Here is a 12,813-nt window from a genome sequence, read left to right as displayed (position 1 = left end):
GGCCGTATTATCCGGTCAGCCAGGGCAGCACCGATCTCGCCACGTCGGCGGTTAACGGCCGCAGCGGATCGGTGTTGGGGCTCAAGACCTGCGAGCGCTTCATCACCGACAACAGAAGCGACTGTCCGTTGGGCCCATAAACGATGCCGGTGTCATTAGTGCTGCCACAGTACCCGCTGCTGGTCTTGTCCGCTGTGGTCCACCTGGACGGCAAACCTGCCCGCATGTTAGAAGTCAGCTGCCACGCATCCATTCTTATAGTTTATAGCGCTGCTTATCACCGAGAACCGTTCCAGTAAGCAGACTTCGGATCAACTCCTCCCAGTGCTCGCGGCGTGCTGATATCGCGCGGATCGTCTAGAATAGTTATGTTGAGGTTGGTCTCCTACCAGTCCAACTGAGTGCGGTCATCGCCGATGGAAAGAGCGCACTCAGTTTATGGGCGCAGAAATGCCAATTGCCTGCAACAGCAAGTTAGCAGCCGCATGGTCGCTACGTCGGAGCGTGACAACGCACAGTTGCGCCAACGACATAATGCTACCGGCCTGTGATGCCGTCACCGGAGAAGTGCGGGATTAGTAACGCCGGATCGAGGAAAATAGCTTGCTGTAAATCAAATTCGCCGCGCTCGGCTTCCTGCAACACCCGTACCATGACGTAAGCATTTAACATTGAGCACACCGCGAACAGATTATCGTCACAATGCACCAGTGTCTGCCCGGACTCGAGGGCAAAAAAGCCCTAGGTAAGCGTTGTACTTGCGCTCCAATTCACCGAACCGATCGTAGACCAAGGCCGGTGCCACCAGGGTCGGTACACACGCTCACAAGCGGCGAGCGCTGACACAATGGACAACAGCACCCGCTGACGAAACATTGACGACACGTACCCTTCTAGGCGAAATAAAACACTACCATCAACCTGTGTACAAATTCTCGCAGTAACGCTACGCTGGCCGTACGTCGGGAGCCAACGAAACGCTGGTGTCAGCTCACTGGCCCAGAATGAGGCTCCCGGTATGCCGTCCCTGCCCACAAGTGTGTCCCGTTTTGGTACATTCCACTTGACCGCGGCCCGCCATATCGGTTACGTCATTTGGTTGACTTCGGGAAACCCTGGCGAAGCCACGTAAATCCAGCAAGCGAGTGAATTCGTTCTCCAGGCCACACGCATGTCAGCCAGAAAACGTGAGCTTCACGACCGCCTTGTCGAACAGCCAATGCTTCAGCACAGCGCGGCATGCGGAGTTGGTGCCATTAGCAGCAACGCGGTGCCGACCTGCAAGACCACCGCTCCCCTGCGCAGTACGGCGGCGACGGTACCCAGATCACCCGCTCCAATAGCACGCTGTGGATTCAATCGAGTAGCTCGGGCAACAATTCGGCACTGAGCCTCATGTCTGGTGCAAACCGTACCACAGTGCCCGACCGGCGCCGGAATTCTAGACCACCAAACTGTCCGCGCCGGCGGCCACTTCCACCTCATAGACCAAAGTCACCGCGACCATCACATCACCAACAGGCCCAGGGCGCCAAACCGTCGAGTGACATCCGGGAACGACACACCAAATATGAACGACACCTAGCCTGCACGTACACTAGACATCATTTGATGTGTACATTCTCAGTCACCGTCACCGAAATTGGGCTGGCCGAATTCCACCTGTTAATGCTCAGTGGTCTCTTCTAATTCTTTTACGTAGTACTCGAGCTGCACCCAGTCGGCGACACTGGGTTAGGGCACAAAAGGTTCACACCCAGCGGACTGGCGGTAACGGTGCACGTGACAGAGATATCATCGGCAAACCGCTCAACGCTGAAGTAGCCGGCGGAGATAAAGTCGAGCCTGCCCCCGCGTTGAACACCGTCTCGACCAACACGGGGCCACCAGCGCCTCCGGACATCGACGCACCCACAATGGGCACTGCGATTTCCCAAAAGCCCATTATCATCAGAGCTAATTTACCATTGCCCGAAGTTGTTGTGGCAGAGTTCGTTTCGATGCATACGGACCCAGAACGGCAGCACCGTAGTGCTTACTCAGCAGCCGGCGAGCCACCGCGTTGACCTGCTCGACGGTGACTTCATCGATTTGGGCCAAGGTGTGCTCAATGCTGCGATGTTTGCCGTAGTTCAATTCGCTGCGACCGAGCCGGCTCATCCGGGAACTAGAGTCCTCTAACCCCAGAACAAGCCCACCACGCAAAGAACCCTTGGCAATGCGGCATTCCGCTTCAGTGATGCCATCGCGTGCCACCGACGCAAGCACCTCGCTGGTTACCCGCATCACATCGGCAAAACGCTCAGGCAAGCACGCGGCATATACGGATAACGCACCACTGTCGGCAAAGGTGTCCAGCACGGAGTACACTGAATAGGCTAACCCACGGGTCTCGCGAACCTCTTGGAACAGACGAGAACTCAATCCTCCACCCAGCACGGTGTGCAACACCGACAGTGCCCAACGATACTCCCAGTTGCGGCCGGGAGTGCGGACCCCTAGCAACACGTGGGTTTGTTCGGCGTCCCGCTTACCCAGCGTCAACACGGGGCAGCCGTTTACTCGCCCAGTGCCCTTGCGCGGCAGAGCGGACTGGCGCCCGCGAATCAAACGCGATCCGAAGTGCTCACGCACCAGCGTGACCACCTCATCGTGGTCAACATTGCCGGCCACGGCGACGACCATCCGTTCCGGTGTGTAGCGCCGCACGTGGAAGGAGTGCAGTTGGGCCCGCGTCATCGCCGACACGGATTCCGCAGTGCCTATCACCGGACGTCCCACCTGGTGGTCACCGAACAACGCTGCTAGGAACATGTCACCCAACAGGTCCTCGGGGTCGTCGTCGCGCATCGCGATCTCCTCGAGCACGACGTCGCGTTCCAGCTCGACATCGTCAACGGCACAACGACCATTAAGCACCACATCGGCGACCAGGTCGACGGCCAGTTCCAAGTCGCTGTCAAGCACGTGTGCGTAGTAACAGGTGTGCTCCTTAGCGGTGAACGCATTCAATTCCCCGCCGACGGCGTCCATCGCCTGCGCAATATCAACAGCCGTGCGCGTCGGGGTCGATTTGAACAACAGATGCTCAAGGAAGTGCGCCGCCCCGGCCACGGTGGCACCCTCATCTCGGGATCCGACACCTATCCAGACCCCGACCGATGCCGAGCGCACCGAGGGCAAGTGTTCAGTAACCACACGAAGGCCGCCGGGTAGCGTGGTGCGGCGTACTCCGGCCGATCGTTCGACCTTCTTTTCTGTCTTCACCTCAACACCCTGCTTGCTCCGCAGGACGCGCTTAGCCCCGGGATCAGCTACTGGCCGTCGCGGCATCGGCTGGCGCAGTACCCGGACCGACTTCCTGAACAGCTCCAACCTCGGCCGGAGCTGCAGAGGCGGAGGACGAATCATCATCAGTCACCAAGACCAATGAGATTTTGCCGCGTTTGTCGATATCTGCTATCTCTACGCGAAGCTTATCGCCAACGTTCACCACGCCTTCGACCTTCGCGATGCGCTTCCCCTTGCCGAGTTTGGAGATGTGCACCAGACCGTCGCGGCCAGGAAGCAGCGACACGAAAGCGCCGAAATCGGTTGTCTTTACAACAGTTCCGAGAAACCGCTCGCCGACCGTTGGCAGCTGCGGGTTCGCGATAGCATTAATCTTATCAATCGCGGCTTGCGCCGACGGTCCATCGGTCGCGCCGACTAGCACGGTACCGTCGTCCTCGATGGAGATCTGCGCACCGGTCTCCTCGGTAATGGCGTTGATGACCTTGCCCTTGGGACCGATGACTTCACCGATCTTGTCCACTGGAACCTTGATGGCAGTCACTCGTGGTGCATACGGACTCATCTCGTCGGGTCTGTCGATGGCTTCAGCCATCACCTCGAGGATGGTCAGCCGAGCATCTTTGGCCTGCGCGAGCGCACCCGCGAGCACCTGAGAGGGAATACCGTCAAGTTTGGTATCGAGCTGCAGCGCGGTGACAAAATCCTTGGTGCCTGCGCATTTGAAGTCCATGTCACCAAAGACATCTTCGGCGCCCAGGATGTCGGTCAAGGTAACAAAACGACGCTCGGTCACCCCGTTAACCTCGACATCGTCAGAGACCAGCCCCATCGCTATTCCCGCCACCGAAGCCTTAAGCGGCACGCCGGCGTTGAGCAGCGCCAGCGTGGAGGCGCAAACCGACCCCATCGAGGTCGAGCCGTTGGAGCCCAACGCCTCGGATACCTGGCGGATGGCGTACGGGAACTCCTCGACGCTGGGCAGCACCGGCACCAGAGCCCGCTCAGCCAACGCACCATGTCCGATCTCCCGGCGCTTGGGTGAGCCGACCCGACCAGTCTCTCCAGTGGAGAACGGCGGAAAGTTGTAGTGGTGCATATATCGCTTGGACGTTTCCGGCCCTAGTGAGTCAATCTGCTGAGCCATCTTGACCATGTCAAGTGTGGTCACGCCGAGGATCTGGGTTTCGCCACGCTGGAATAGCGCGCTGCCGTGCGCCCGCGGAACCACCGCAACCTCGGCCGACAACGCGCGGATGTCAGTGACCCCGCGACCATCGATACGGAAATGGTCGGTGAGGATCCGCTGCCGAACCAATTTCTTGGTCAATGAGCGGAATGCGGCGCCAATCTCCTTTTCCCGACCCTCATAGGTGTCGGCAAGCCGCTCGAGAACCTGGGTCTTGATCTCGTCGGTGCGCTGATCGCGCTCGGGCTTAGCGCCGATGGTCAGGGCCGCAAGCAGCTCATCTGTTGCCACTGAGGCCACCGAGTAGTATACGTCATCGCCGTAGTCGGGAAATACGGGGTACTCACTCGTTGGACGTGCAGCCACGTCGGCAAGCTCCTGCTGCGCGGTGCACAGCGCGGCTATAAACGTCTTGGCTGCCTCTAGTCCCTGGGCCACCACGGCTTCCGTCGGCCTCTGAGCACCGCCCTTGACAAGCTCGATAACATTCTCGGTGGCCTCGGCCTCTACCATCATGATGGCGACATCGCCATCGACTTTTCGGCCAGCAACGACCATATCAAACACCGCACGCTCGAGCTGCTCGACGGTCGGGAAAGCAACCCAGGTGCCATCGATGAGCGCCACCCGTACACCCCCGATAGGCCCGGAGAATGGCAGGCCGCCCAGCTGAGTGGAGGCTGAGGCAGCGTTGACCGCCAACACGTCGTAGAGATCGTTGGGATCCAGACTCAGAATCGTTACCACAACCTGGATCTCGTTGCGCAGGCCATCGACAAACGACGGACGCAACGGGCGGTCGATGAGTCGGCAGGTCAGGATCGCGTCGGTGGAAGGCCGGCCCTCACGACGAAAGAACGAGCCGGGGATCCGACCGGCGGCATACATCCGCTCCTCAACATCGACCGTCAACGGGAAGGAGTCGAAATACTCCTTGGGGTTTTTGCTAGCGGTAGTCGCCGACAACAGCATGTTATCGTCATCCAGGTAGGCAACCACTGCGCCAGCAGCTTGCAAAGCCAACCGTCCAGTTTCAAAACGGATGGTCCGGGTGCCGAAGCTCCCATTGTCGATGATGGCAGTCGCCTCGAACACGCCTTCTTCAATTTCAGCTACAGACATAATCGTCCGCACGGCCTCTCTCGTTACTCAAACTGTTTCGGCGCCACGCGCGCAATCCCGGGGGCTTCCCAATAGAGCACAGTCTGAATACGGCTACGGCCATCGATCGAAGCGGTCGACCTGCCCCAGACCCGGAAAGCCCGACAGCCACTACCGAAGACCGCCCGATACAAACCAGGCAACGCCCTCGGACGTGCACAGTAACACACTGGAACGGAGCACGCGGACCTGCGCGAACCGCACCATTTGCTCGGACCAAGCCGGCCCATAACGGTCCCACTCTACACGGGGTTACTAGCGCTGCTAACAGGAGTTGATCCCCGGCATCGTATCGCGGATCAGCGGCGCAGACCCAACCGCTCAATCAGCGAGCGATAACGCTGCACATCAATCAGCGATAGGTACTTGATCAGCCGTCGCCGACGCCCTACCAGCAGCAGCAGCCCTCGCCGCGAGTGATGGTCATGCTTGTGCACCTTGAGGTGCTCGGTCAAGTCCGCGATCCGCTTGGTGAGCAGCGCGATCTGCACTTCCGGTGACCCGGTATCGGTTTCATGCAGGCCATAAGGGCTCAGAATCTCTTTTTTCTGCTCGGCTGTCAACGCCACTAGTAACATCTCCATCGACTGGTCCGCGACCATAAGGCATCATTGCGCGGCTACCGCGAACCGCAGCACGCGCCGATGTCGTCCGGCAGTATAGCAGCTAACCGAACCAAAGGCAGTTAATCAGACAGCAGGTCCCGCGCTCGGTCAGTGTCCTTCTCCATCTCAGCGACGAGATCGGCCACCGAGTCAAATTTTCGTTGCCCGCGGATGCGTCCCACAAAGTCCAGCGCTACATGCTGTCCGTACAGGTCGGCGGCAGCGTCGAGAACGAACGCTTCGACGGTGCGGGTGCGTCCGGAAAAGGTCGGGTTGATACCGACGGAAACTGCGGCCTGATAACGCTCACCTGGGACCATACTGCCAGTTACCGGCCCGTGTCCAAGCACGGTGAACCACGCAGCGTACACGCCGTCGGCCGGGATGGCCGAATACATCGGCGGCGCAACATTAGCGGTCGGAAAGCCCAACTCAGCGCCTCGGCCATGGCCGCGGACCACCACCCCCTCGACGCGGTGCGGGCGGCCTAGTGCTTTGGTCGCCGTCATCATGTCACCGACGTTCACACAGAACCGGATGTAGGTTGACGAAAATGCCACGGTGTCATTGCCGTGGTGCTCAGACAACAACGACATCGCCTCCACCGCAAACCCAAACCGCTGCCCGGCCCGACGCAGTGTGTTGACGTTGCCGGCCGCTTTCTTTCCAAAGGTGAAGTTCTCGCCTACCACGACCTCCACCACATGCAGATGTTCGACCAACAGCTCGTGAACGTAGCGATCCGGCGTGAGCTTCATGAAGTCGGTCGTGAACGGCATCACCAAGAACACGTCAACACCTGACTCCTCGACAAGTTCGGCTCGGCGGGTCAGTGTAGTCAACTGCGCCGGGTGACTGCCCGGAGAGACCACTTCCATCGGGTGCGGATCGAACGTCATTAAAACGATCGGCACGTTGCGCGTACGACCAGCCTTTACCGCGTGCGCGATCAGTTCGGTGTGACCACGGTGCACGCCATCGAACACCCCGATGGTAAGCACGCATCTGCCCCAGTCCGTGGGGATCTCGTCTTGTCCCCGCCACCGCTGCACGATCGCAAGTTTACGGCTCCACATAATCCGCCAGGATGCAGGATCTAGTATTACGAGCTGTCCGCGCCGCACTAGGGGTTACTGGAGCGGGACGCCTAAGCTGGTGGTTCCTGCCTAAGGTTGCCTAACTTTCTGACTGTGAGGACTGGGCTTGGCGATCTCATCGCGGTTACGCAGGACTATTAGAAGGTCATCTGGACTGCGTAAGATTAGTCACTGGAAAAAGTCAGCACCAAAACGTTGGCCGAGAAGATTCGGTGTGTCGGCCAGCACAGCCGCTGAGTCGATCCACAAGCTAGCCGACCAGGGCGCGATCGACCACGCCAAGTATAGTGCCGTAACCTTAACTGAGTGTGGGGGCAAGCAGCGCTAGCTACTGTGTGCCGGCGCCGGCTGCTGGAGACCTTCCTAGTCAATGAGCTTGGCTACACCTGGGACAATATAGACGACGAGGTTGAGGGGCTCGAGCACGCAGTACCTGATCGCCTGGCAGCAAGCATCAAGGCCAAGCTAGGGTTCCCGCGGCGCAACTTGCACGGGGACCCGATCCCGACCTCCGATGGGCAAGTGCCAACGCCGCCCGCACGTCAGCTGTGGGCATTACGCGACGGAGATATCAAGATAAGCAACCCGCATCTCTAGATGTCGACCCCGAGATGTTACGCTATCTCGCCAGCGTGGGGATCAACCTCAACTCGCGGGTACGGGTCTTAGTCCGCTGCGAATTCACCGAAATAATCTTAGGTGGTGATCGAATCAGCAAAGGTCGTGGCAACCACCGTCGAACTAGGCAGCCCAGCAGCCTGGGCGATCTGGGTGGTGGCCTAGCGGGCGATCACGAGCGCAGCGAAGCGAGACGCAGCGGGTCGCCGTCCGACAACTCGGCGGCGATCACACTTAGCGATCGGCTCGCTGCTAGGCGGTGAGACAACGGCGACATCTAACCCGACGTTGTGTTGCAGTGCGGCGGTCACCTTGTCGACCTGTCGCGTATCGACGGTACCCCGTAGCTGCCAAGTCAGTCGGCATATTGCGCCAATCCAGTCGCCCCCAGTGGATGCCTTTTGGAAATCAAGCCACCGAACGGATTCACCATCCAGCGTCTACCGCAAGTGGTGTCACCGTTGTTAATTAGCTTGAGCACCTCGCCTGGGCCACACAAGCCAAAGGAGTCGTAGACGCAATAACTCGTTGGCTGAAAAGTAGTCGTGCAGCTCGATCACCGGGAAGCCCTTGGTGTCAAGTCCAGATTAGCCGTAGATTTGTTGTGCTACTTAAGTAGCCGATGAGACCCTATAGCAGTCCCGTCGAAGGTCGATGTACAGTCGGTCGTCATGGCCTGGCCGACGATCTCCACAGCCTGGCCGGCCAACTCGTGCTTGTCGACATACAATCCCGCGGGCAGGACCTGCCGTGCCCGAACTGTCCGATGTCGGTTAACATTGCAGTTTGGTGAGCGGATCGGAGACCACCCTCAGCCGCCAGGAGGTCTTCTAGCGTTTAGAACTCCTGGAACTGTACGTACGGGTTGTTCATCGAGTACTTGCGGTTCTTGTAGTCAATCTTGCTTCGCGAAACGCTCGGCAATACTACCATATTGCCGCACATGCTCGCGACCAGCAAACCGAACATCTATGGCACGAAGGGCATTCGAACGCGCCGATAGCAGCCAGCATCTTGACATGCTTGACCCTCGGCAATTCGTGGTCCTGGGCACCACCATTCAAAAAGTTGGGTTGCTTCTTCTCGAAGCTCTACACAATAGTGCACTCGGCGATCCCGCCGCAGATAGCCTGTGCCGCCGGGGAAAGGAGGCATTGAGCTAGTCTAGCAGTTGTTGTTCACGTTGACGATCGGAATCCCGGCCATGTCCAGCTCGTGGAGCGCCCACTACCCGGACGTCAAGGCACCGACGTCATTGAGCGCATTGGTCTCCGACTCCCACGTCATGTCGGGGTAGTCTCAACCCTCGCGACGGCCGAGCTTCTCGAAATCTTTGTCATGTCAACGCCGATGGCGTAAACCTTGTTGAAAACCTTGCTGGACATCTTTTCCCCTTATCGAGCGTCTGTTCCTGACAGTGTGCAACTTGGCCTCACTAGGCTCTTGCCGGGACACACTGTCAAGTGTGTGCTCGCGGTTTTCAGTGTGCGCTGAGAGCGGTCTCATGGCGAAACCTGGGCCCTGAACACACGATCAAAGCCCTAACAAACACAGTCTATCGTCATAGCATCACCAGGCTAGGACCGATTGCTCAACTCCTCCCCACGCACGATGTTCATCGTGGCCGGGCGCAACACCACCACCGACTTGGTCCGCGAGCCCTTGTCGCGCAGCAGTGCAATCACTTGACCGTCGGCGTCGCTGGCAGCATAGATGCCATCGATACCGGCCGACGAAAGTGGTCGCCCGTTGCTAATTGCCTCAACCTCGCCTACACTAAGGCCACGGGAGGGGAACATGAGCAAACAGGTTTCGTCTAGCGTCCTACTCAGCCGCGGTAGCTCCGCCAGGTCCTCAAGTGACCGTGCCTCGTCAAGCCCGAAACGACCCACCCGGGTGCGCCGTAACGACGTCAGATGCCCGCCCACCCCAAGGGCATCGCCGAGGTCGCGTGCCAGCGCACGAATGTAGGTGCCCGATGAACAGTCGACTGCGACATCAAGATCGATGACATCTGCTAATCCGATTCCAGGTTCAGGTCGAACAGCCAGCACCTCGAGCCGATCAATGCGTACTGGCCGAGCGTCGAGCTCGACGGCATGGCCCTCGCGGACCAGCCGATAAGCGCGACGACCGTCGACCTTTATAGCGCTAACCACCGACGGCACCTGCTTGATATCACCGCGCAACCCGCCAATCGCAGCGGCGATCGCCTCCTCTGCCAAGTGCCGAGCCGAGACACACTGTAGCAGTTCACCTTCGGCGTCCTCGGTAGACGTGGTTTGACCCAAACGGATAGTGGCAGCGTATCCTTTCGTGGCCCCGCTCAGCAGGCCCAGGATCTTGGTGGCACGGTCGACCCCCAGCACCAACACGCCAGTGGCCATCGGATCTAACGTTCCCGCGTGCCCTACCCTACGGGTGCAAAATATTCGGCGACAGCACGCCACCACATCGTGACTGGTCATACCGGCCGGCTTGTCAACGATCACTATTCCCGCACCGAGGCCTGCTCCTGTATGACTTTCACTCATAGCACGATTGCGGTCAACACCAGGCCGCGGCCGACTAACCACCTACCGTTCAGCGCCGTTAGCGGTGGACCCGACAGCGTCGATCCGTCGACTCGGATCCGAGACACGAAACTACCCAACGAACCAAGACTGTCCACGTCAAAAGTGATGTGGGCATCCTCAAAACCTAACCATCTTTTAGTCAGCGGAAACCACGCCTTGTACGTTGCCTCCTTAGCACAGAACAAAATTCGGTCCCAATGCAGTCCCAATGGCAGCTTCCGGCGCATTTCACTACGCTCCTCCGGCAAGCTGATGGCATCCAGCACGCCATTCGGCAAAACGTCATGTGGTTCGGCGTCAATGCCCACCGAACGCACCACAGCACTGCGCCCCACGACGGCACCACGATAGCCAGCGCAGTGGGTGATACTCCCCACCACACCATCAGGCCAGCAAGGTTCTCCCTTGTCTCCCTTGAGAATTGGTACTTGATGCACCCCGAGTCGACCTAGCGCGATCCGGGCACAGTAACGAGCAGTTATGAATTCATTGCGCCGTTTAGCCACCGACTTGGCAATCAACCGTTCCTCTTCGGGCAGCGGGTTAAGACCGGGAGGGTCAGAGTACACCTCCGCGTACTCCAGATCCCGCAACGCGTAATCTGGCAGAACCGATGATACCAACATGCTCGCTGTCATCGGGAATTCCTCTGCCGCAATCGTTCCCGGAAATGTACAGCCTGTGTACGCATTTCGGGAGTAATCACGAAGTGACCACCGAAGTCGTTGAGATAGCCGAGCACATACTGGGGATCCGGCAACACCTGACGCAGCCAACTATAGGGCTTACGGCGCCGCCACTCCCGCGGATAACCCACCGATACCTCCTCGAAACGCACCTCGTCATACCAGGTGGTACGCGGAATATGTAGGTGACCGTAGACCGAACAGACTGCGTTGTAGCGGGTATGCCAGTCAGCGGTTTTGGTGGTTCCACACCACAGCGAAAATTCCGGATAGAACAAAGCGTCGCAGGGTTCTCGTACTAACGGAAAATGGTTTACCAGCACGGTCGGTGTCATCCAGTCGAGTTGTTCAAGACGGGCCCGGGTGATATCGAGCCGGTCATGACACCAAGCCTCACGAGTGACGTACGGCTCCGGTGAGAGAAGGCATTCGTCGGTAGCTATCACGTTGCGGTCCCGCGCGATGGCCAAACCTTCGGCTTTGCTGTCGGCACCGGTGGGCCAAAAGGTGTAGTCGTAAAGCAAAAACATCGGCACGATCGTGGCTGGGCCGCCACGCTCCGTCCACACCGGGAACGGATGCTCGGGCGTAACCACGCCCAGTTCGTCGCACATAGCGACCAGGTATTCGTAGCGCGCCCGGCCAAAAATCTGCATCGGATCCCGGTTAATCGTCCACAGCTCATGGTTACCAGGTACCCAAATAACCTTGGCGAAGCGCCGCCGCAACAGGTCAAGGGTCCAACGAATCTCGTCGGTACGTTCAGCGACGTCACCGGCTACGATCAGCCAATCCTCTGGCGACGACGGGCGCAACGATTCGGTGACCGGCTTATTACCAACGTGACTAGTGTGCAGGTCGGAGATCGCCCACAACGTCGGCTCTCCGCTACCCATCAGCTCCTGTGTTGCCACGGTTGCTCAGCCTAGCGTCGCGACCCGGTCTACACTCCCGGCAAGGGATCGGAGAGAGGTTGGAAGTGACATGTTCACCAGGGTCCGTCTTATAGGAGCACTCGCTGCGTTGATCACAGCGGTCATCGGGGGAACGGTGGGCGCCCAGGACTTCTCGCGGCCAACCACAGGCAGGACCGTGCAGCTGCGGTCAACCGGCAAGCCGATGAAAACCACCATGAAGAGCCCAGTCGTAGCGACCAGCGACCCGCGCCCGTTCGATCCCTGTGAGGACATCCCTTTCGATACCGTGCAGCGACTCGGGCTAGCATTCACGCCCCCCGAACACGAGAGCGGGCTGCGCTGCCACTATGACGGCGGTAACTATCAGATGGCCATCGAAGCGATCATCTGGCGCACCTACGCACAGACACTGCCCCCTGATGCCATTGAGACCACGATAAATGGCCACCGTGCCGCACAGTACTGGGTTATGAAGCCGACCTACCACAATAGCTTCTGGTACTACTCCTGTATGGTTACGTTCAAGACCAGCTACGGGGTAATTCAGCAAGCGTTATTCTACTCGGCAATCTACTCTAACCCCCCCGTCGACTGCCCCTCCACCAACCTGCAGCGGGCGAACGACCTTTCCCCATACTACAAGTTCTAACTGCCAATCGACAAATCCTATCCT

At 58.9% G+C, this 12,813-nt stretch carries 10 protein-coding genes and 3 pseudogenes; 2 read left to right on the top strand and 11 right to left on the bottom strand.

What is annotated here, in order from left to right:
• Positions 1-7: 7 nt before the first annotated feature.
• The 7 genes and pseudogenes from MUBE_RS20350 to MUBE_RS09860 form a co-directional block, all read right to left on the bottom strand.
• Positions 8-885 (bottom strand): annotated as a pseudogene (locus MUBE_RS20350) (serine hydrolase).
• A 339-nt stretch (positions 886-1,224) separates the two neighbouring features.
• Positions 1,225-1,359: a hypothetical protein gene (locus MUBE_RS20345; RefSeq protein WP_279386709.1), complete on the bottom strand. Its 135-nt coding sequence runs from the start codon at positions 1,357-1,359 to the stop codon at positions 1,225-1,227.
• A 391-nt stretch (positions 1,360-1,750) separates the two neighbouring features.
• Positions 1,751-1,924 carry a hypothetical protein gene (locus MUBE_RS20340; RefSeq protein ID WP_243632980.1) on the bottom strand — a complete coding sequence of 58 codons (174 nt, stop codon included), beginning with the start codon at positions 1,922-1,924 and terminating at the stop codon, positions 1,751-1,753.
• Between the two features lie 32 nt (positions 1,925-1,956).
• Positions 1,957-3,333 (bottom strand): M16 family metallopeptidase, encoded by a 1,377-nt coding sequence (locus tag MUBE_RS09875; RefSeq protein WP_116540388.1) that lies wholly within the window; start codon positions 3,331-3,333, stop codon positions 1,957-1,959.
• Entirely contained in the window at positions 3,311-5,602 is a 2,292-nt protein-coding gene (locus MUBE_RS09870; protein WP_116540442.1) for a polyribonucleotide nucleotidyltransferase, read from the bottom strand. Before MUBE_RS09870 ends, MUBE_RS09875 begins: the two co-directional genes overlap by 23 nt.
• 338 nt (positions 5,603-5,940) lie before the next feature.
• The gene (rpsO, locus tag MUBE_RS09865; RefSeq protein WP_116540441.1) at positions 5,941-6,210 is read right to left on the bottom strand and encodes a 30S ribosomal protein S15; all 270 of its coding nucleotides are present in this window, start codon (positions 6,208-6,210) and stop codon (positions 5,941-5,943) included.
• A 116-nt stretch (positions 6,211-6,326) separates the two neighbouring features.
• Positions 6,327-7,298, bottom strand: coding sequence for a bifunctional riboflavin kinase/FAD synthetase (locus tag MUBE_RS09860; RefSeq protein ID WP_207801692.1), 972 nt, complete (start codon positions 7,296-7,298; stop codon positions 6,327-6,329).
• A gap of 192 nt (positions 7,299-7,490) precedes the next feature.
• On the opposite strand from MUBE_RS09860, the pseudogene MUBE_RS09855 reads away from it, so the two are divergent.
• Positions 7,491-8,126, top strand: a pseudogene (locus MUBE_RS09855) (metal-dependent transcriptional regulator).
• A 98-nt stretch (positions 8,127-8,224) separates the two neighbouring features.
• Here MUBE_RS09855 and MUBE_RS09850 read toward each other — a convergent pair.
• The 4 genes and pseudogenes from MUBE_RS09850 to MUBE_RS09835 form a co-directional block, all read right to left on the bottom strand.
• Positions 8,225-9,346: pseudogene (locus MUBE_RS09850) on the bottom strand (thiolase C-terminal domain-containing protein); the annotation flags it as partial.
• Between the two features lie 192 nt (positions 9,347-9,538).
• Entirely contained in the window at positions 9,539-10,495 is a 957-nt protein-coding gene (gene truB, locus MUBE_RS09845; RefSeq protein ID WP_116540386.1) for a tRNA pseudouridine(55) synthase TruB, read from the bottom strand.
• A complete protein-coding gene (gene pptT / locus MUBE_RS09840; protein ID WP_116540385.1) occupies positions 10,492-11,175 on the bottom strand; it encodes a 4'-phosphopantetheinyl transferase PptT in 684 nt (227 codons plus the stop codon). The genes truB and pptT overlap by 4 nt, the downstream gene beginning before the upstream one ends.
• On the bottom strand, positions 11,172-12,119 hold the full coding sequence (locus MUBE_RS09835) for a metallophosphoesterase family protein (RefSeq protein WP_116540384.1): 948 nt from the start codon (positions 12,117-12,119) through the stop codon (positions 11,172-11,174). Before MUBE_RS09835 ends, pptT begins: the two co-directional genes overlap by 4 nt.
• Positions 12,120-12,207: 88 nt before the next feature.
• On the opposite strand from MUBE_RS09835, the gene MUBE_RS09830 reads away from it, so the two are divergent.
• On the top strand, positions 12,208-12,789 hold the full coding sequence (locus MUBE_RS09830; RefSeq protein ID WP_116540383.1) for a DUF3558 domain-containing protein: 582 nt from the start codon (positions 12,208-12,210) through the stop codon (positions 12,787-12,789).
• Positions 12,790-12,813: the final 24 nt, after the last annotated feature.

The organism is Mycobacterium uberis, from assembly GCF_003408705.1.
Taxonomy (GTDB): domain Bacteria; phylum Actinomycetota; class Actinomycetes; order Mycobacteriales; family Mycobacteriaceae; genus Mycobacterium; species Mycobacterium uberis.
The sequence above is the reverse complement of the archived record's forward strand: the minus strand, read 5'-3'. Positions and strand labels throughout refer to the sequence as shown.

Bases quoted from the DNA above. Each gene is read 5' to 3' on its own strand.
- MUBE_RS09875 (WP_116540388.1), bottom strand. From the start codon at position 3,333: ATGCCGCGACGGCCAGTAGCTGATCCCGGGGCTAAGCGCGTCCTGCGG.
- MUBE_RS09870 (WP_116540442.1), bottom strand. From the start codon at position 5,602: ATGTCTGTAGCTGAAATTGAAGAAGGCGTGTTCGAGGCGACTGCCATC.
- truB (WP_116540386.1), bottom strand. From the start codon at position 10,495: ATGAGTGAAAGTCATACAGGAGCAGGCCTCGGTGCGGGAATAGTGATC.
- pptT (WP_116540385.1), bottom strand. From the start codon at position 11,175: ATGACAGCGAGCATGTTGGTATCATCGGTTCTGCCAGATTACGCGTTG.
- MUBE_RS09835 (WP_116540384.1), bottom strand. From the start codon at position 12,119: ATGGGTAGCGGAGAGCCGACGTTGTGGGCGATCTCCGACCTGCACACT.
- MUBE_RS09830 (WP_116540383.1), top strand. From the start codon at position 12,208: ATGTTCACCAGGGTCCGTCTTATAGGAGCACTCGCTGCGTTGATCACA.